We start from the raw sequence: 19485 nt of genomic DNA on the forward strand, positions 1-19485 counted from the left end.
CCGATGGCGGCCAGCGAAGCCGCATATCCAGCGCCAACGCCCTTGACGGTAACGTTGCCGCCCGCCGTCAGCGTGTTCGCCTGGACAGCGCCCGCACTGGTGACCGTGATATCGCCTGTGGCATCAACCACCTTGGCCGCAACCGAGCCTGCCATGATCGCCGCGTTGCCATTGGCATCGACGAGGTTAGCCGTGAACAAGCCCCCCGCATCGGCCATGAAGTCTGCCGAAAACGCCTCATCAATCGCCGTGCCGTTGACTGACGTCAGCGAAATGTCAGACGACTGCGTGGTGCCACCGTTCAGCGTAGCATTGGCCAGCGAAATCGCATTGCCCGCATCCAGCGTCAGCAGTTCGCCACCGGCATTGTCGTCGTTCGAAGTGACGATGACCGCCGTAGTGCCTTCGATGATCGAACCGCTCGCGCTGTCGATGGTAACCGCGCCACCCGCCGTCTGCGTCTTGGCACCCACGCGGCCAATCGTGATGTTGCCTGTCGCCAGCGCACTGTAGTCCGTACCCGCATCAACCGAGCCGACGGCAATCGTGCCGCCCGTGGTTAGCGCGTCAAGCGTGGTGCTGGTGCCAGACGTTGCCGAGGCTACGTTGATCGCGCCTGCCTTCACGCTGATCGCGCTTCCGGCATTGATCGCAGATCCAGCGGTCCCACCAATCGCTGCAAGCGATGCAGCATAGCCAGCACCCACACCCTTGACGGTGACGTTGCCGCCCGCCGTCAACCTATTCGCCTGAACAGCGCCTGGGGTGGTGGCCGTGAAGTCTGCCGAAAAGGCCTCATCAATCGCCGTCCCGTTGACCGAAGTCAGCGAAATGTCCGAAGACTGCGTGGTGCCGCCGTTCAGTATAGCATTGGCCAGCGAGATTGCGTCGCCCGCATCCAGCGTCAGGAGTTCGGCACCAGCATTGTCATCATTCGACGTCAGCGTGACGCCCGTGGTGCCTTCAATGATCGAACCGGTCGTGCTGTCGATGGTAACTGCATCGCCCGCTGTCTGCGTCTTGGCGCCAGCGCGGCCAAGCGTGATGTCGCCATCGGCCAACGCGGAATAGCTCGTTCCGGCATCAACCTTGCCCACACTGATCGTGCCGCCAGCAACCGTCGCGTCCAGCAATGCGCTGGTGCCCGAGTTCACCGTGCCAACGTCAATGGCGAGAGCCTCAAGGCTCACGGCGCCCGCTGTTGCCTCGGCAGTGCCTGCGGTAAAGGCTGCCGCATGAGTGCCAGTCACACCCGAAACCGTCAGACTTGTACCAGCCTCAACGGCGCCATCTGCGCTTATTGCGCCATCGGACCGCAGCGAAATTGATGTTGCAGCAGTAGCCTTGTCCAGCGTCATCGCCCCGGCGAAGGCGCTGATGGAACCGGCAGTTGCCGTAAGGATTGGCTTGAGCGAACCCGAGCCAATCCTGCTCGCGGGGTTGCCCAAGGTCGAGATCACGATATTGCGTGACGCATTGATCGCCGCAGCATCAACCGCGCCGGTCGTGATCAGCCGAATGTCCTGATCGGTGCCATTGGTCTTCGCCGTGGCCAGCGCAATATTGGCCGCGTCAATCTGTATGGCGTTGCCAGCGCCGACGGTAGAGTTGTCGGCGGTGATCGTGCCCGTGGACGTAAAGGTTCCAGCCAGCGCCGACCCTGTAAACTTGGTCGCATTGGCCGTGCCCAGCGTCACATCACTGGTGGTTGAAGTAACCGTTACCGCAGCCGATGGGAGCGTACCACCATCAAGCCGCGCATTGCCCAGCGCAACCGCGTTGTTCGCCGTGACCGAAAGTGCATCCGTCCCGACACCGTCGGCATTTGAACGCAGCGTCAGCGACGTTGACCCAGTGCCCCGATTAACCGCGCCGAAGGTTGACGTCACGGTGATGCGCCCGTCGGAAACAATGCTGCTCGCGCCGCTCGCGCCCAGCGCAATATCACCCGCAGCATTGTCGAGATCGGTTTCGACGGTCAGGTTTCCGCCAAGCAGGCCTGATCCAAGCGCGATGTTGGTCTTGCCCTGAAGCGAACCGGTTGTGCCTGCCCGCAGAGCGCCGACATCAATAGCGTCGGCGGTTACAGTGACCGAACCGGTGTTGGCCTGCGCCGTGCCCGCCGTGAACGATGCAGCGTAGGCCGTGGTGATGCCATTAGCGAGAAGCGTGTTGCCCGCCTCCACCTTGCCGGTCACCGCAATTGCGCCATCCGAACGAAGCGTTACGTTCGTGCCTGCTGTTGCCGCTGCAATTGACATCACATCGGCGAAGGCAGTGATGTTGCCCGTGGTCGCGGTCAGATCGGTGTTGACCGTCAGGCTGGAAACCGGCGCACCGGAACTGCCGATTACGACGGTCCGCTCTGCCGAAAGCACATCAGCCAGTACTGCGCCGCCGGTCGTCAGGCGCAAATCCTGATCGGTGCCGATAGCCCGCGCAGTCGTCAGCGTAATGCCACCTGCCGCTGTGATCGAAACCGCGTTGCCAGCCGCAGCCGTACTGTTCCCGCCATTGACCGTGTCATTTGCCGTGAACGTCGTGGCAGCTGTGCCGGTGAATTTTGAAGCGCTGGCCCCACCAATCTCGACGGAGCCGGTATCCGAGTCCACCGTGACGGCTGCCGTGCGCGTTGCGCCGCCAGCAAGAGTCGCGTTGCCAAGGGCGATGGCGTTCGCCGCGTTGATCACCAGCGCGGCGGTGCCAGCATCCATCCGGTTGGAACGGATCGTCACGTCTGTCGCGGTAGAATTGATGGCTGCGCCGGTCGATTCCAGATCGATCGTGCCTCCTGCAAGAATCGTCTCGGTTCCGGCGATGCCCAGCGTCAGGTTACCGGTCGCTGCCACATCGATACCGCCATCGGTCTGTATCGTACCGACTGCAACAGTATCCGTTGCACCTGTGCCCGAGCGCACCAGCACATCACCCGTAGCGGTGATACGCGCTGCTGTGGCGCTGGCGTTGGACCGGACACTAACGCCGCCATTAAGGCCCGTGGCCGAAAGCAGCCCCTGACTGTCGATATTCGCAGCAGCCACCGGATCAAGGGCATTGATCGGATCGGAGGACGTGGTCAGCGTAACACCGCCGTTGTCGGCAGACGCAATCAGCCTGCCGCCGGTATCTACCTGCAACAGTGTGCTCAGCGTGTTCGTCGCGTTCGATGCCGCAACCACGATGTTGCGCCCGTTGACCTCGCCGGTGCCAAGCACCTGCACGCCGCCCATTTCGGTGCCAGCCAGAATGTTGAAGCTGATCGGGCTACCGGTCGTTGGCGTGAAGCTGACATCGCTTGCCGCGACAATCAGCACTTCGCCATTGGCGTCAACGTCCTTACCGATGTTGATTTGCTCACCCAGCAGGACGAGCGAGCCTTCGGTAGCAATCGTCCCCGCGCCGGGAACAAGCTTTATTTCCATTGCGGTCAACGGGTTGCCATCAACGTCATTTTTGAGGCCGAGTGCCTCACCCAGCCCCAAAGTCTTGCGCTGGAGCCTGACTGAAGTGCCGCTGAAAGCATCGCTGCCATCTTCGGCTCCGATGAAATCAAGCGAAGACACCACAAGGCTGCCGCCGCTGAACGCCCCGGTCGGACCGAAAGTAATTCCCGACGGGTTGATCAGCCACACAGAGATGTTGTTGTTGCCGCCGTTTGAGGCGTTGACCGCCCCATTGATATAGGACGGGAAGAAAGTCTGCGTGCCCGATACGTCCATGCCGATCACGCGGTTAACGACCGTAATCGGCGTAGCGTCGGTCACCGCCGCAGCCGTCGAGACGAAGTTCACCGTGTTCCCAGCATCAACCGAGAAGGTATTCCAGTTTATGACCCGGTTGGCTGCCAGCGCATCCACCGTCAGGGTGTTACCAACTGTGCTGACGTTCGCTCCGCCGGCATTTGCCAGTTCCGGCAGCGCTTGCCCGAATGCCGTATGCGCAAGGAAAACAGAGGAAATGCAGGTTGCGATGCCGGTGCCGAGGCGGAGGGCACGACGCTTGCCGTTGATGGCGTTGTTCATCGATTTAACTCCCCGGACTATCACAGGCTGAATGGAACGAACTGGAACGTCAGCGACACAAGCACCCGATCTTCGGGACGCTTTGCGAAGGCGCCGGTCAGCAGCGGTTTATCCAGCGCATGGGTATAAGTGACATCAAGGCGGATCGCCTGCGCCAACGACAGGCGCGCACCACCGCCAAGCGAGGCGATATAGCGCTCCTTCTCGGACGCGTTAGGTCCGATGTTCCACAGCTTTACGCCTTCATAAAAGCCGTAGACCTGCCCCTTCACCTTCTCGTCGAGCTTGAAGTTCAGGCGCGGCTCGATCACGAAACCGACAGCACGATCCCCGGTATTCGCACCCGGATCATAGCCTCGACCGATGGTAAAGTTGCCAATGGCGTAAGTGTCGTAGTTCAGCAGTGCGCGGTTGGCCCACTGGCCATTGACCTTGCCCGACAGCTCGAACACCGGCCCGGCCTTGTAGAATCCTTCGATGCTGCCGCGCACAACAGTAGCCAGCGCGCTGCCATCGGTACGGGAAATCCCGAAGCCGCCTACAGGGACGTTGTCGCGGGATGCCCCGAACACGTCAATGCCGCGGCGCAGTTCGAGCGAACTTGAAACGCCGGCGATCTGCTCGCCTGCCACGCTCAATTTGGCCCTCGAACCATCAACGCGCAGAAAAAGTGTGGAAATACGGTCACGCGAAAGCGGGCTGGAAGGCAGGCCCGGCTGGAAAAAGCGCGAACGTTGCTGCGAATATTCAAACCCGCCGGTCAGCTTCACGCGGTCAGTCACGGTGCGCACCAATGGGTGCGAAAACGCCAGTCCGCCAACGAGCGAAACGGTGCGCTGGTCAAGCGAAAGCAAGTCTGGCCGTGCTTCGGCGATGGTCGCGCGCAGGTCCATCGTGGTCCCCGCGCTGTTCAGAATCATGGAATGGCGCAGCGCCGCGATGCGCTGCTCCTTGAAATCAAACGTGCTCTGGCCGGTCAACGTCGTGATGTCGCCCTGCCCGGTCAGGCCGTAGAATTCGGCATGGACCAGCCCAGTTTCGCGACCGAGGAAATCGGCATTGTAGTTCTGCAGATTGGCCAGCAAAGAGAATGACCGGAACGAGACCGAAAGTTCACCGATGAGATCGCCGGGACGGCCACTCGCCGGGCTTAGCGCCAATTCGACTGACAAACCCGGAATGTCGTTGGCCAGCAAAAGAATGCGCTCGGCTTCCGCTTCGTTCAGCGGGTCAAGGTCCTTAAGCCGCTCGATCCGCCGCTGCAGGAGCGCTTCATACGGCCCGACATCGCCGCGCACGCGCATCTCCACGATTCGCCCGGACACGACCTCAAGCTTGAGCACGCCCGAATCGATCCGCTGCTGCGGCACCTGCACGCTGGCAACATAGCGCGCGGCGCGCAGGCGGGCCTGAACTTCGTCACGCAGATCGCAGACCTGCCGAATCGGCTGTTCGCCGCCTGCCGGGCTGATGCCGCCCAACAGTTGCATGATCTCGCCAGAAAGCGGGACGCCACCGGGCGCGGTAATCTCTACGCTGGTGATCGTTGTGCGAATATCGCTGGTGGCTAGCGGGCATGGCCCCGGCTCTACGCCCTCGGATCGCACTGTCGCAGTGGCTTGGGGCGTCTCGGGCTTGCTGACTGGCAGATCAAGCTGATCTCTGGTCTGCACAGCCTGCTGCGCTTGGGCAGCAGTTGCAGAGATACCAATAGCAGCGACGCCAGCAACCGTGGCGAACAAAGGCTTCTTCAATTCCGTGCCCCCTGGAATACGCTTTCCCGGCGGCAAATGCATACCGCCTTCGAAACTTCCTTGTGCGACCCGAAATTGTTTTTGTTATGGTTGTTACCTGCCTCAGCGCCAATTTGGAGTCAACGTGTGTTAACCTTTTTGGCACCGAGCTGAAGCGTACGCTTTGACGCATCGCTTCGGCTAATCCCTTAGCATCCGCAAACGCCCGATAATGTGACACAGCACACCCGCCTTCTCGCACGGCTTCCGCTGTGACTACAGTAAACGCAGCAACGGCCGGACTTCCGCCCGACCGTTGCAATCTGATCCAGTTTGGTTTTAGCTTCGCATGGTCACGCTGGCAGCAGCTTGCGCTCCACCGCAATCCGCTGAATCGCCTTCTGCAACTTTTCAAACGCCCGCACTTCGATCTGGCGCACGCGTTCACGGCTGACACTGTAAACCTGCGAAAGTTCTTCCAGCGTCTTGGGATCGTCAACGAGACGGCGGTCGGTCAGAATGTGCCGCTCGCGCTCGTTCAGGCTGTCCATCGCCTCGACCAGCAGTTGATGGCGATAACTCGCTTCCTCAGCATCGGCCACGGTCTCGTCCTGCAAAGGACGATCATCGGTCAGCCAGTCCTGCCAAGAACCCTCGCCATCTTCGCGCATGGAGACGTTGAGCGAAGCATCGCCGCCCATCATCATGCGCCGGTTCATGTTGATCACTTCCTGTTCGGGCACGCCCAAGTCAGTCGCGATCTTTTTCACGTCATCGGGATGAAGGTCCGAATCCTCGAACGCCTCAAGGTTCTTCTTCATGCGGCGCAGGTTGAAGAACAGCTTCTTTTGCGCTGCGGTCGTGCCCATTTTCACAAGCGACCAGCTGCGAAGGATAAACTCCTGCATCGAAGCCTTGATCCACCACATGGCGTAAGTGGCCAGACGGAAACCGCGATCCGGCTCAAACTTCTTTACGCCCTGCATCAGGCCGATATTGCCTTCGGAAATCAGCTCACTCACCGGCAGGCCATACCCGCGATAGCCCATCGCGATCTTGGCCACGAGCCGCAGATGGCTCGTCACCAGTTGCGCGGCAGCTTCGGGATCCTGATGTTCCTGAAAGCGCTTGGCGAGCATGTATTCCTGCTCAGCCGTCAGCACGGGGAACTTGCGGATTTCCGATAAATAGCGGTTAAGGCTGGGTTCCCCGCCCAAGGCAGGTACGCTAACCTTCTTGCTTCCCTCACTCACCTGAACACGTCCTTTCCTTGCGTCGGCTCCCAATGATCGGCCCCCTGATGGGCGACCGACGGCGGGACCACACTGTGCGGAGTCGCTTAGAGATATTAGGGCCGACTCCAGAACCTGTCTTCAAACATCCGCTATTACAGCAGAGCCTTAATCTTTGCATCCTGACCTTCAGCGCACAGTTCGACGATGAGTTCCCGCATATCGACGGGCGTCGTGCTGGTGAAGTGGTGCGCCTTGCCGCTGACGGGGTGAATAAACCCCAATTCCGCCGCGTGCAGCGCCTGCCGCTGAAATCCCAGCCGCCCCAGCAGCGGCCGTAGCTTTGAAGGTGTCCGTCCATAAACTGGATCACCCAGTAGTGGATGGCCAATTGACGCAAGGTGAACACGGACCTGGTGGGTTCTCCCCGTCTCAAGCCGACACTCCACCAACGCCGCACCCTCAAGCGCTGCCAACGTCCGGTAATGCGTCACCGCATGCTTGCCGCGCCCATCTTCAACCAGTGCCATCTTCTTGCGATCATGGCTGGACCGCGCAATCGCCCCGCGCACCGTGCCTGCCACTGGCACCGGCAACCCGGCCGTCACGCACTTGTAAGCGCGCACGATCGAATGATCGGCAAACTGCTTGGCCAGCCCCTCATGCGCCACATCGGTCTTGGCCACGATCAGCAGCCCGGACGTGTCCTTGTCGATCCGATGCACGATCCCCGGCCGCGCCACCCCGCCAATGCCCGATAGCTGCCCCCGGCAATGGTGCAGCAGCGCGTTGACCAAAGTCCCGTCCGCATTGCCCGCCGCCGGATGCACCACCATTCCCGCAGGCTTGTCCACCACGATCAACGCCTCATCCTCATAGACGACCACCAGCGGAATATCCTGCGCCACTGCATAAGACGGCGCGGCCTCAGGAATGGAAATTGTAAACGCCACACCCGCAGGCGGTTTGGCCGAAGCATTGGCAGCCCGCACACCGCCAATGGCAACACGCCCCTCACCCAGCAACGCCTTCACCCGCTCACGAGAAAGCCCGCTCGCCTCGGCCACCGCCTTGTCAAGCCGCAACCCGCCGGGCGGGATCACTCCGGAAATTATGTTGTCAGATGCCCCCATTATGCACGGGATATGGGGCGTTCGTGTGTGACAGACAAGACCGGGGAACCACCGGCATCAAAGATGTGGCCGTTTCGCCGTCTCTCGGTAGCGGCCAAAAAAAGTAGTTCGAACCGCTATCTAATCGCATTGGACTTTGCTTGATATCGTCAACGGTCGGCATACCCATCAGCGACAATTGGATTCTACCGTCAACGCACGACAGTCGATAAATCAACGCGCGGTCAGCCAACTCCAGCGTGCTAGCCTTGAATTTCATTGTACGTGTCCGGGATGTATAAGTCTTTACGGCATAACGTAGACCGTCTGCACCAAGGACATCCCAACCGCGCTGATTAATTGCTGTTGCGCGCTCCCCGCCTAAAAATAAGGTCGCGCTATACTCCCCGATAATACTGGTGTTGGCGCGCAGTTCTTGTAGAGATTCTCAATACGCAATGGACTTTTCAAGCAACTTTATATGGAGCGCGAGAAGTTCCCGCATCTCGTCGTTACTCATTCGCAAGTCCTCTGATTTACAAGGAGATCATACCCACTTTGTGAATCTGTCCCAAAAAACCAAACACACCCTTACATGCGCTGCGCCGACTTTCTCAACAAAGCCTCCAAATCGCGCGCTGCATGTAGGACACGGGCAATGCCGATGGGGCGCATCGTCGGCGTATAAACAATCAAGTACGAAAACACCGGCCAGAACCGCACATCTTCGTCGGTCAGGTCATCACGACGATGTCCTGAACCCGGTGTGGACGCCAGAAAACGCAGCGCCTTTGAGAGTTTTCCCATCACATGGCGCGCCATCTGCACCCCGGCTTCTTCCAGGCAATAGTCGCGGATTTGCACGATGTCCCGCTCCGCCTCAGGCGAAAGCACATAGCTGTCGGCAACTATCGGTCGCGGTGCTCGATTGCGGCCAGATCAGCGTCAATCTTTGCCATAAACGCCTCACCGTCACTGCCCTGCCCGGCGCGCAACGATTCCATCCCGGCGGCAATCTTTTCACGCATGGACGCCTTGTGCAGTTCCTGCACCTGATCGCGCTCTTCCATCAACCGCAGCGCCTCGCGCACAACTTCACTGGCCGATGTGTAGCGTCCGTTGCTGACCTTCCGATGGATCAGTGATTCCAGTTCGGGTGTCAGGCTCACATTCATGGCAAAACTCCTGTAGAGCAAAACTCCCTACCAGAAATAACGAAAAATAGTAAAGTTCGCTATTGAAGCGTGCCGAAGCCCACCCCTCAACCTCACTTGATCTTCGCACGCATCCGCTTCGCCCGCTGGGCAGGATCGGGATGCGTTTTGAGCAGTCCAATCCCGCCACCGCCACCCAGTGCCGCCAGTTTGTCCATCGCGGTCGCGCAGGCTGGTTGCGGGTAGCTCTTGGCGGCCATGAAGGTCAGCGCGTAATCATCGGCTGCTGTTTCGGCCGCCTGAGAATGTTGAGCCGTCAGCACATTCCCGATCAGCCCGCCCAGTTCCGAACTGGCAAGTTTGCGCACGCCGCCGCTGGCTGTGCCGGCCACGCTCAACGCCGCGTCCTTTTGCAGCGCCATCTTCATCCGCTTCTTGCCGTGTTCGAGCTTCACATGCCCAATTTCATGGCCGATCACGCAACGCACTTCATCGTCGGTCATCTTGTCCATCAGCCCGGAATAGACCCGTACCGTGCCATCACCCATCGCAAAGGCATTCACATCATTGGCAAGGTAGGCCTTGATATTGAGGTTCAGCCCATCATAGCTCGCCAACCCGGTGGTCAGTTTGGCAAGGCGAACCGCATAGGGGTTCTTGGCCGGGGGAATCGTGTTCTGCCGGTCCATCTCGACCGACATCTGCGAGAAATAGGACACGATCTGCGCGTCCGAGACCGTTGCAGCCTGCGCAACTTTCTTGGCTGAACCGAGCACGTCGCCGAAGCTCTGTGAATGGGCCGGAGCCACCAGAACAAACGCTGCAACCCCAACCATGCCGGTAGCTGCGAGCATCGACGAAAGGCCGGTCAAAAGTCCCAATTTAGTGCGCATAGTCATCCCCTCTCGGCTCACGATGCCCGCACCTCGGCCTCCGGGCAAGCAGGGAAGTTACCATATTGGATTGCAATGGAGAGACGGCGATGCCTTGCCAGCGCCACGCCAAGCAGCCAAACCGGCAGCATGGCCCTGACCATCAGCCAACCCGCCCACGCCATCATGCTCGCTGCGGCACACCGCGCCGCACCGCACGAAGCCTGCGGCCTTCTCCTCGGCTCCGCCTCGCGCATCGAAGTGGCCGTCCCGACGACAAACGTCGCTCCGGATCCCGCGCGCCACTTCGAGATCGACCCTGCAGCCCTCATCGCCGCGCACCGCGCGGCACGCGATGGCTCGGGCGCGCAAGTCATCGGCTATTTCCACTCGCACCCCAACGGCCTTGCCCGGCCCTCTGCCACCGACGAGGCGAGCGCCGCGCGTGATGGGCGGGTTTGGGTGATCGTGGCTGCCACAAACGACGGCGCTGACGCGATTACCTGTTGGCGCGATGGGGCAGATGGGTTTGAACCGCTTTCCTACTGCGTCGTGCAAGGCTAAGGCATAGGTTGACTGATGAGCACCAAGCCGCCCTTCCCCTGCACCAAGGCCGCCCCGGCGGTCACTTTGCATGGGCACAAACGGGGGTCGGCGAAGTTTCTCTGGCCAGATTACTTTCTCCGGACAGTGTAAACTGTGTAAACCCCCTTCAGGAAAAAGGCGCGAAACCTGAACATGCCCGCATCTGCCCTCGATCTTGCCAGCCTGCTCTGCTCGCGCCTCTGCCACGATCTGCTCAGCCCCGTGGGCGCGCTTTCCAACGGTCTGGAACTTCTCGCTGACGAGAAAGACCCAGAAATGCGCAAGCGTTGCATGGAACTGCTCGAACAGAGCGCCAAGGCTTCTGCCGATAAACTCAAGTTCTTTCGCCTCGCCTTCGGTGCGGCAGGCGGCTTTGGCGAAGCTGTGCCGGTGGCCGAAGCACGGGCGCTGGTCGATGCCTTGGCGGGCAACAACGGACGCGTTGCCGTGAATTGGATGTTCGGTGTCGACAGCCTGTCCAAGCCTGCGGTCAAGACTTTGCTCAACCTCGCGCTGATCGGCCTTGATTCGCTGGTGCGTGGCGGCACGCTGGATATCGGTGCCGAAGTGCGTGATGGCGTAGCCGAAATCGTGGTGCGCGCCGCAGGGCAGCGCGTCGCGTTCGACCCAACAATCGGGCAAGCGTTGGAAGGCACGCTGGCGTCTGCCGACCTCTCCAGCCGCACGGCCCCTGCCGCGATGGTCCAACAGCTTGCCGCATCAGTGAACGGCGCAGTGCAAGTTCACGTGACAGCAGAAAGCCTTGTCCTCGGCGCGGTCCTCCCGGTCGCCTGACCGATGCGGCGCTGGCTCGTCCATCGCGAGGTGCCATCGCCCAACTGGAACGAGCGCAAGTGTCCCGTGTCGATGGTGGTGCTGCACTACACCGGCATGGAAAGCGCGCAGGCGGCACTAGAACGGCTGTGCGATCCGGCGGCGGAAGTCTCGGCGCACTATCTCATCGACGAGGACGGGACGGTCACCGGCCTTGTCGATGAAGACAAGCGGGCGTGGCACGCGGGCCGGGGATCATGGCGCGGAATCACCGATGTGAACTCCGCCAGCGTCGGCATCGAACTGGTCAATCCGGGGCACGAATTCGGCTACAGGCCCTTCCCCGATGCCCAGATCGAAGCCCTGCTGCCGCTGCTGGCAGACATCGTGAAGCGCCACAACGTGCCACGCGCCAATGTCGTCGGCCATTCCGACATTGCGCCTGCCCGCAAGGAAGACCCCGGCGAACTGTTCCCGTGGGAACTCATCGCCCGCCACCGCCTATGCCTGCCCACGCCCAAGCTGTCGATCCGGCTGCTGTTTGATAACGAGGCCGCGTTTTACCTTGCGCTCGAACGCTTTGGCTATGACATCTCCGACCAGAAAGCCGCGGTGCGCGCGTTTCAGCGACGCTGGCGGCCGCAGCGGATCGATGGCGAGGTAGACGGACAGATCGGGGCATTGCTTTTCGAACTCCTGTTGGAACGCGATCTGGGTCATGCTAGGTGACCGCTCGCCAGGGGGCCGGGCAGCCGCGTGATCGCAAGATCCCGAGGAAAGTCCGGGCTCCACGAAACAAGGGTGGCGGGTAACGCCCGCCGGGCCTGACGCGCAAGCTGAAGGTCAAGGGAAAGTGCCACAGAGAGCAAACCGCTAATCCCGCAAGGGACAGCAAGGGTGAAAGGGTGCGGTAAGAGCGCACCGCGCGACCGGCAACGGAAGCGGCAAGGCAAACCCCACCTGGAGCAAGATCGAATAGGGACTGCGCGCCTTTCGGGGCAGGCCTGTTTCGGGCCAGCAGTCCGGGTTGATTGCTTGAGCGTTCCGGCAACGGTCCGCCTAGAGGAATGGCTGCCAGTGCCGATACGGTCCACTCGTGGGATACCGTCGGCGCTACAGAACCCGGCTTACAGGCCCCCTGGCGCAACACTTGTTTCCTACATGCCCGCGAGGCGTTAGGAAGGCCGCATGTCTGCCGACCATCACAACCATTCGCACAGTCACGCGCACGGCCACAGCCACGCCCCCGCCAGCTTCGGGCGTGCATTTGCCATCGGGATCGGCCTGAACCTCGCTTTCGTGGTGGTAGAGGCGGTCTATGGCGTAATCTCCGGCTCAATGGCGCTGGTGGCTGACGCGGGACATAATCTTTCGGACGTGCTGGGCCTCGTCATCGCGTGGATCGCCAGCGTGCTGACCAAGCGTCCGCCCTCCGCGCGATTCACCTACGGCTTCAAGTCCAGTTCGATCCTTGCCGCACTGGGCAATGCCGCGTTCCTGCTGGTCGCGCTGGGCGCGATTCTGGTGGAGACGATCCGGCGGCTGTTTGAACCCGAACCGGTGGTCGGCGGAACGGTGATGATCGTCGCCGCCGTGGGCATCGTCATCAACACCGCCACCGCGCTGATGTTCATGCGCGGGCGGGACCACGATATCAACATTCGTGGCGCTTACCTGCACATGGCAGCAGATGCCGGGGTTTCAGCGGGCGTGGTCGTGGCGGGGCTACTGATTATGCTGACCGGCCAGACATGGATCGATCCGGTCACCAGCCTGCTGATCGTTGGCGTGATCGCGTGGGGTACATGGGGTCTGCTCAAGGACTCACTGCGGATGAGCCTGCTTGGCGTCCCTACTGGCATCGACGAGAGCAGCGTGCGGAATTTCCTTGTCGGCCTGAACGGCGTTGAGGCGGTCCACGATCTGCACATCTGGCCGATGAGCACCACAGAGACGGCGCTGACAGCCCACCTCGTCATGCCCGGCGGCCACCCCGGCGACAGTTTTCTGCACCAGCTTGCGCACGAGCTTGAACACGATTTCGGCATCGGCCACGCCACTGTGCAAGTGGAGACCATCGACGGCCACGAATGCGTGTTGTTGCATGATCATTCGGTCTGATGTTCTGACCTGACCTTGCGGGCATAGCCCCAAGGGCCATGTCGCCATCGCCGGCGCACAGGTTCAGTTGTCTCCCCGGAGACGTTCCAACCGGGGTTGAATTACCCCTCTACCCTGGTTCCTCCCTCTGATTTCCGGCTATCTCGTTCCCTTCAGCCGGAGTCGCATTGTGCTAGGCGCGCTGCATTCGTGCAGCGCGCCTTCTTTTTGTTTCCGCTTTGCAATCAACAGCATGCACCAATGGTCATGTGGTTCAGTGGAACATCGACCCCACCTTGTCGTTTGGACGGGCAGACCGGCAGCCCTCTACCTCGCGCCGGACAAACTCATGTTTTCAGCAAGGAGTTACCCATGACCCGCAAGTTCCTGATCGCCGCCCTCGTCGCCACCGCAGCCACTGCCGCACCTGTGTTCGTCTCGCCCGCAATGGCCAACCATCATGAAGGCGTGAAGGTTGGCGGCGCAGAAATGCTCCCAACGCGCACCATCGTTGAAAACGCCGTGAACTCTGCTGATCATACCACTCTGGTCGCCGCCGTGAAGGCCGCCGGGCTGGTTGACACGCTGAACAGCGCCGGTCCGTTCACCGTGTTCGCGCCGACCAACGCCGCCTTTGCCAAGCTGCCCGCCGGCACGGTGGACACGCTGCTGAAGCCTGAAAACAAGGCCACCTTGGCCAAAGTGCTGACCTATCACGTAGTCGCAGGCAAGGTTGCAGCGGCCGACCTCGTCGCCAAGATCAAGGCCGATGGCGGCACCACCAAACTGACCACGGTTGCCGGTGGCACACTCACCGCCTCGCTCATGGGCAGCACGGTGATGCTGACCGACGAAAAGGGCGGCATGGCGCACGTGACGCAGGCCGATGTGATGCAGAAGAACGGCGTGATCCACGTGACGGACGCAGTTTCGCTGCCAAACTAAGAGCCGGACTGAGGGTAGCAAACCCACCCCCAACCCCTCCCGCTTGCGGGAGGGGAGAAGGTAAAAAGAAAAAGGGCGGGTGCCATGCGGCCCCGCCCTTTTTGCTATCCGGCTTCAGCCAACCCTCAGGCCGCTTCTTCCTTGCCCTTGTGGACGCGGACGGGGTCCTTGCGCCCTTCGACGACGTCCTTGTCGACGACAACTTCGGCGATGTCAGTTTCGGTCGGCACGTCGAACATGGTGTCGAGCAGCAGGCCTTCAACAATCGAACGCAGCCCGCGCGCGCCGGTTTTGCGCGCGATGGCCTTCTTGGCGATAGCTTCGAGCGCGTCTTCGGTGAAGGTCAGGGTCACGTCTTCAAGTTCGAAGAGCTTGGCGTACTGCTTTACCAGCGCGTTCTTCGGCTCGCTCAGGATCTTGACCAGCGCTTCGATATCAAGGTCTTCAAGCGTTGCGATCACCGGGAGACGACCGACAAATTCGGGAATGAGGCCGAACTTGAGGAGATCTTCCGGTTCTGCCTTCTGCAGCAGTTCGCCAACCTTGCGCTTGTCGGGATCGGCCACGTGCGCGCCGAAACCGATGGAACGCTTCTGGAGGCGATCCGAAATGATCTTGTCGAGGCCCGCAAACGCGCCACCACAGATGAACAGGATGTTCGTGGTGTCCACCTGCAGGAATTCCTGCTGCGGATGCTTGCGTCCGCCCTGCGGCGGAACCGATGCGGTGGTGCCTTCCATCAGCTTGAGCAGGGCCTGCTGCACGCCTTCGCCCGAAACATCGCGCGTGATCGAAGGATTCTCGGCCTTGCGGCTGATCTTGTCGATCTCGTCGATGTAGACGATGCCGTGCTGCGCCTTTTCGACATTGTAGTCGCTGGCCTGCAGCAGCTTGAGGATGATGTTTTCCACGTCCTCACCCACATAACCGGCTTCGGTCAATGTAGTGGCATCCGCCATCGTGAAAGGCACGTCGAAGGTTTTGGCGAGCGTCTGCGCGAGCAGGGTCTTGCCGCAACCGGTCGGTCCGACAAGCAGGATGTTCGATTTCGAGAGTTCGACTTCGCCACCCTTGCCGCTGTGCTTCAGCCGCTTGTAGTGGTTATGGACCGCCACCGAGAGCACGCGCTTGGCGCGGTCCTGGCCGATCACATAGTCGTTCAAGGTCTCGAAGATGTCACGCGGAGTGGGTACGCCGCCGTCCTTCTTCCCGGCGATACCGGCCTTGGTCTCTTCGCGGATGATGTCGTTGCACAGTTCAACGCATTCATCGCAGATGAACACAGTTGGCCCGGCAATGAGCTTGCGCACTTCGTGCTGCGACTTCCCGCAGAAGCTGCAGTACAGGGTGCTCTTGGTATCCGATCCAGAAAGCTTGGTCATTCGTCCATCCCAGGCGCCCCTCCACGAGAGGCGGGTCCGGCTATCCTACTACCGCAAGGGCATTAATCAACCGGACTCGATAATGTGTATCACGTCCTTACCGGCCAAAGCCTTTCGCAGGGCTTAAGACTTTGGCCGCCGAAGGAATTCGATCAGGTCGGTGCGCCGCCCGAACCTGTTTCTTCACCAGTCGCATCGGTGGCCGGACGCGATTCGAAGACCTTGTCGACGAGCCCGAACTTCAAGGCCTCTTCGGCTTCGAGGAACGTGTCGCGGTCCATTGCCTTCTCGATTTCATCCAGAGTGCGGCCGGTGAACTTGACGTACAGATCATTCATGCGCTTGCGGATGCGCAGGATTTCACGAGCCTGAATCTCGATGTCCGAAGCCATACCCCGCGCCCCGCCCGAAGGCTGATGCACCATGATGCGTGCATTCGGCAGCGCAATGCGCATGCCCGGCTCACCAGCGGCGAGCAGGAACGAACCCATCGACGCAGCCTGCCCGATGCACACCGTGGACACGCGCGGGCGGATGTACTGCATGGTGTCGTAGATCGCGAGACCCGCCGTCACCACGCCACCGGGCGAGTTGATGTACATTGAAATGTCCTTCGACGGGTTTTCCGATTCGAGGAACAGCAACTGGGCGATGATCACCGAAGCCATGTGGTCTTCGACTTCGCCCGTCACAAAGATGATGCGTTCGCGCAGCAGGCGCGAATAAATGTCAAAGCTGCGTTCGCCACGGCTAGATTGCTCGACCACGACCGGGATCAGCGCGCCGGTCACTGGATCGTGGCTAAACTTGCCCTGGGAACCATAAACACTGGCGCCGGAAGCGCCGAACAGGTCGAGCATGGGAATCCTCATCTGGTTAGACCTCGCTATGTCGCGTGCCACGACCAGATGTTCAAGGGCGTTAACCGCGAATCCGGGGATTTGCGTGGAACCGTAGTCACAGAAAGGTGTTGAGGGGCGCTAGAAGCGTTGTCCGAAGAGGGTTTTCGGCCGCCTGTCGCACCTATGTCGATGCGGCTTCGTCTGCGCGGGCGGATTCCCGCAAAGCTTCCAACGCCTCGAACTGCGACTGCAGCGCGCGTTGGTGGGCAGCAGCGTGGATTAACGCAGCGCGCGCCGAACCTGCGCTTCGCCGATTGCCGCGCCAGCGCCCTAGCCGGTTGGCAACATGGCGCAACCAATCACCAATCGCATCGATCAAGCCGCTGCCTCGCACCGGTGCGGGGGCACGGGAACGAGGCAGCGGGATGTTCCCTGCGTCCGGGGAGGCACCGCAGGGGACAGGGGATAAGGGGGGCTGGCTTGGACCAGCCTCAGGCTGAACCGCCAGTGCGCGGTCGAGCAGGTCGATCGTGGTCATGGGTGCGAGCGCGTCCTTTGCGGCGGTTGCCGGGGGTGGGGCTGATCGGACCTGCTTTGCAGCAGCCGTCCGCGGCTTTTTCCGGGAGCCGCCCTTTGGCGCAGTCTTCCGGGTGTTTGCGACCTTTCGGGGCTTTTTCGGTGCAGATGCGGCCTTCGGCTTGGGCGTTTCAGGCCAAGGCACGGTAGAGATCACCGCACCGCGCGGTGGCGGCACGATGAGGTGTGCCGGAAATGCCGGCGGATGGGGCGCGCGCAGCAAGAATGCAGAATCCTTGCCGCGCGATTGCGGGGTCTTTGGCGTCTTTGCCTTGGCGCCTGCGTGCTTGCTTGGTGGACGTGGGCGCGAGGCCACTCTGTTGCGTACCGTATGCATGGCAGTCACCCTCAAGGAGGTTCCTTGCGGCAGGATGATCCCACAATGCGACTCGGGCGCGAATCGGGAAAATGATCGGAAGCCGAGGGATCGGCCGGAACACCAGCAAAATACGCATTCAAACGGCGCGCAGCTACGTAGTTTTGGCCCGAAAACGCCAACGGCCCGGCGTGTCGAAACACGCCGGGCCGTCCGATATCCAGCCCCGTCAGGCCGGATCAATCCGATATGGAGATCAGTCTTCGGCCTTCTTCTTGGCCGGTGCCTTCTTCTTGGGAGCAGGCGCAGCTTCTTCAGCGGCGGCTTCAGCAGCCGGTGCGTCGTCAGTCGCAGCCTTCTTCTTGGCCGGAGCCTTCTTCTTCGGAGCTTCCTCAGCCGCTTCAGCAGCAGGACCAGCGTCTTCAGCCGGAGCTTCGTCCGTAGCGGCAGCAGCAGCTTTCTTCTTCGGCGCGGCCTTCTTTGCGGCGGGCTTGGCTTCGGCGGCAGCGCCTTCCTCAGCTTCGATCGCGGCCTGCAGCTCTTCCTTGGTCACTTCACGCTCGGTGACTTCGGCCTTGTCGAACAGGAAATCGACAACCTTGTCTTCATAAAGCGGCGCGCGCAGCTGGGCGGCGGCGAGTGGTTCCGAACGCACGTATTCGACGAAGCGCTGGCGATCCTGTTCACGGTACTGCTGCGCCGCCTGGCGGATCAGCATTTCCATTTCCTGTGCCGAAACCTGCACGCCGTTGGCTTGGCCGATTTCCGACAGGAGCAGGCCGAGGCGCACGCGGCGCTCGGCGATCTTGCGGTAATCGTCCTTCTCGGCTTCGATTTCCTTCAGCGCGTCTTCCGGATTCTCTTCGTTCTGGGCTTCCTGCTGAAGCTGGGTCCAGATCTGTTCGAATTCGGCTTCGACCATCGAAGGCGGCACGGCAAAGTCATGCCCGGCGGCCAGCTGATCGAGCAGCGCGCGCTTCATCTGGGTGCGGGTCAGACCGGCAGTTTCCTGCTCAAGCTGGCCGCGCAGCAGGCCCTGCAGCTGCTCAAGGCTTTCAAGGCCGAGCATCTTGGCAAATTCGTCATTGGCTTCGAATTCACCAGCAACCTTCACCGCCTTGACGGTGATGTCGAAGGTAGCATCCTTGCCCTTGAGGTTTTCAGCCGGATAATCTGCCGGGAACGTTACGGTGATGACGGTTTCGTCACCGGCCTTCACGCCGACCAGCTGCTCTTCGAAGCCGGGGATGAAGCGGCCCGCGCCGAGTTCCAGCGGGGTGTCTTCAGCAGCGCCGCCTTCAAAGGCAACGCCATCAACCTTGCCGAGGAAGTCGATGATGATCTGGTCGCCGTCCTTGGCCTTCGCGCCCTTCTTGGCGTCGGTGAAGGACTTCTGGCCCTGCCCGATGCGCTCAACCGCTTCGGCCACTTCGGCGTCGGTCACGGGAACGGTAAGCTTTTCCAGCTTCAGCCCATCGAGCGAAGGCGCTTCGATCTGCGGCAGAACTTCAAGCTCAACCGTCAGCTGCGCGTCCTTGCCTTCGTCATAGCCTTCGCCCATCGAAACGGCGGGCTGCATGGCGGGGCGCAGCTTGTTGTCAGCCACCAGCTTGTCCATCGCTTCGCGGATGGAGGTCTGCAGCGCTTCCTGATGAAGCTGCGGGCCGTGCATCTTGCGCACGAGGTTGGCGGGCACCTTGCCGGGGCGGAAACCGGGCATCTTGATCTGCGGCGCGATCTTCTTGACCTCACCTTCAACCCGGGCGGCAATGTCCGCAGCGGGGATGGTGACGGTGTAGGCGCGCTTCAGGCCCTCGTTGGTGGTTTCGACGATCTGCAT

15 protein-coding genes and 1 other RNA gene are annotated in these 19485 nt (G+C 61.0%); 6 read left to right on the forward strand and 10 right to left on the reverse strand.

Annotation, left to right across the window (positions count from 1 at the left end; translation table 11 throughout):
• The 7 genes from Q8R81_RS10800 to Q8R81_RS10830 all read right to left on the reverse strand — a co-directional run.
• On the reverse strand, window positions 1-4022 hold a 4022-nt coding region (locus tag Q8R81_RS10800), incomplete at its 3' end, for a filamentous hemagglutinin N-terminal domain-containing protein (RefSeq protein WP_305617682.1).
• A 20-nt stretch (window positions 4023-4042) separates the two neighbouring features.
• A complete protein-coding gene (locus tag Q8R81_RS10805; protein ID WP_305617684.1) occupies window positions 4043-5776 on the reverse strand; it encodes a ShlB/FhaC/HecB family hemolysin secretion/activation protein in 1734 nt (577 codons plus the stop codon).
• A gap of 332 nt (window positions 5777-6108) precedes the next feature.
• A complete protein-coding gene (gene rpoH, locus Q8R81_RS10810) occupies window positions 6109-7008 on the reverse strand; it encodes an RNA polymerase sigma factor RpoH (protein ID WP_305617686.1) in 900 nt (299 codons plus the stop codon).
• Between the two features lie 134 nt (window positions 7009-7142).
• Entirely contained in the window at window positions 7143-8120 is a 978-nt protein-coding gene (locus Q8R81_RS10815; RefSeq protein ID WP_305617688.1) for an RluA family pseudouridine synthase, read from the reverse strand.
• Window positions 8121-8690: 570 nt separating this feature from the next.
• Window positions 8691-8993 (reverse strand): type II toxin-antitoxin system RelE/ParE family toxin, encoded by a 303-nt coding sequence (locus Q8R81_RS10820; RefSeq protein ID WP_305617690.1) that lies wholly within the window; start codon window positions 8991-8993, stop codon window positions 8691-8693.
• A 14-nt stretch (window positions 8994-9007) separates the two neighbouring features.
• Window positions 9008-9274 carry a type II toxin-antitoxin system ParD family antitoxin gene (locus Q8R81_RS10825; RefSeq protein WP_305617692.1) on the reverse strand — a complete coding sequence of 89 codons (267 nt, stop codon included), beginning with the start codon at window positions 9272-9274 and terminating at the stop codon, window positions 9008-9010.
• A 92-nt stretch (window positions 9275-9366) separates the two neighbouring features.
• Window positions 9367-10146 (reverse strand): M48 family metalloprotease, encoded by a 780-nt coding sequence (locus Q8R81_RS10830; RefSeq protein WP_305617695.1) that lies wholly within the window; start codon window positions 10144-10146, stop codon window positions 9367-9369.
• Between the two features lie 129 nt (window positions 10147-10275).
• On the opposite strand from Q8R81_RS10830, the gene Q8R81_RS10835 reads away from it, so the two are divergent.
• The 6 genes from Q8R81_RS10835 (at window position 10276) to Q8R81_RS10860 (ending at window position 14529) form a co-directional block, all read left to right on the forward strand.
• Complete coding sequence (locus Q8R81_RS10835; protein ID WP_305617698.1) at window positions 10276-10689, forward strand: M67 family metallopeptidase; 414 nt, start codon at window positions 10276-10278, stop codon at window positions 10687-10689.
• Between the two features lie 174 nt (window positions 10690-10863).
• Window positions 10864-11505 (forward strand): histidine phosphotransferase family protein, encoded by a 642-nt coding sequence (locus Q8R81_RS10840; protein WP_305617700.1) that lies wholly within the window; start codon window positions 10864-10866, stop codon window positions 11503-11505.
• Window positions 11506-11508: 3 nt separating this feature from the next.
• Window positions 11509-12213 carry an N-acetylmuramoyl-L-alanine amidase gene (locus Q8R81_RS10845; protein ID WP_305617702.1) on the forward strand — a complete coding sequence of 235 codons (705 nt, stop codon included), beginning with the start codon at window positions 11509-11511 and terminating at the stop codon, window positions 12211-12213.
• A gap of 7 nt (window positions 12214-12220) precedes the next feature.
• Window positions 12221-12630, forward strand: an RNA gene (rnpB, locus tag Q8R81_RS10850) — RNase P RNA component class A.
• 42 nt (window positions 12631-12672) lie between these two features.
• Entirely contained in the window at window positions 12673-13605 is a 933-nt protein-coding gene (locus Q8R81_RS10855) for a cation diffusion facilitator family transporter (protein ID WP_305617704.1), read from the forward strand.
• Between the two features lie 351 nt (window positions 13606-13956).
• Window positions 13957-14529: a fasciclin domain-containing protein gene (locus Q8R81_RS10860; protein ID WP_305617706.1), complete on the forward strand. Its 573-nt coding sequence runs from the start codon at window positions 13957-13959 to the stop codon at window positions 14527-14529.
• A gap of 125 nt (window positions 14530-14654) precedes the next feature.
• Here the strand turns inward: Q8R81_RS10860 and clpX are convergent, their stop codons facing one another.
• The 3 genes from clpX to tig form a co-directional block, all read right to left on the reverse strand.
• Entirely contained in the window at window positions 14655-15911 is a 1257-nt protein-coding gene (gene clpX / locus Q8R81_RS10865; RefSeq protein WP_292626685.1) for an ATP-dependent Clp protease ATP-binding subunit ClpX, read from the reverse strand.
• A 152-nt stretch (window positions 15912-16063) separates the two neighbouring features.
• The gene (gene clpP, locus Q8R81_RS10870) at window positions 16064-16771 is read right to left on the reverse strand and encodes an ATP-dependent Clp endopeptidase proteolytic subunit ClpP (protein WP_305617938.1); all 708 of its coding nucleotides are present in this window, start codon (window positions 16769-16771) and stop codon (window positions 16064-16066) included.
• A gap of 1130 nt (window positions 16772-17901) precedes the next feature.
• Window positions 17902-19485 carry a trigger factor gene (tig, locus tag Q8R81_RS10875; protein ID WP_305617709.1) on the reverse strand — a complete coding sequence of 528 codons (1584 nt, stop codon included), beginning with the start codon at window positions 19483-19485 and terminating at the stop codon, window positions 17902-17904.

This window comes from Novosphingobium sp. (assembly GCF_030696665.1).
GTDB lineage: Bacteria > Pseudomonadota > Alphaproteobacteria > Sphingomonadales > Sphingomonadaceae > Novosphingobium.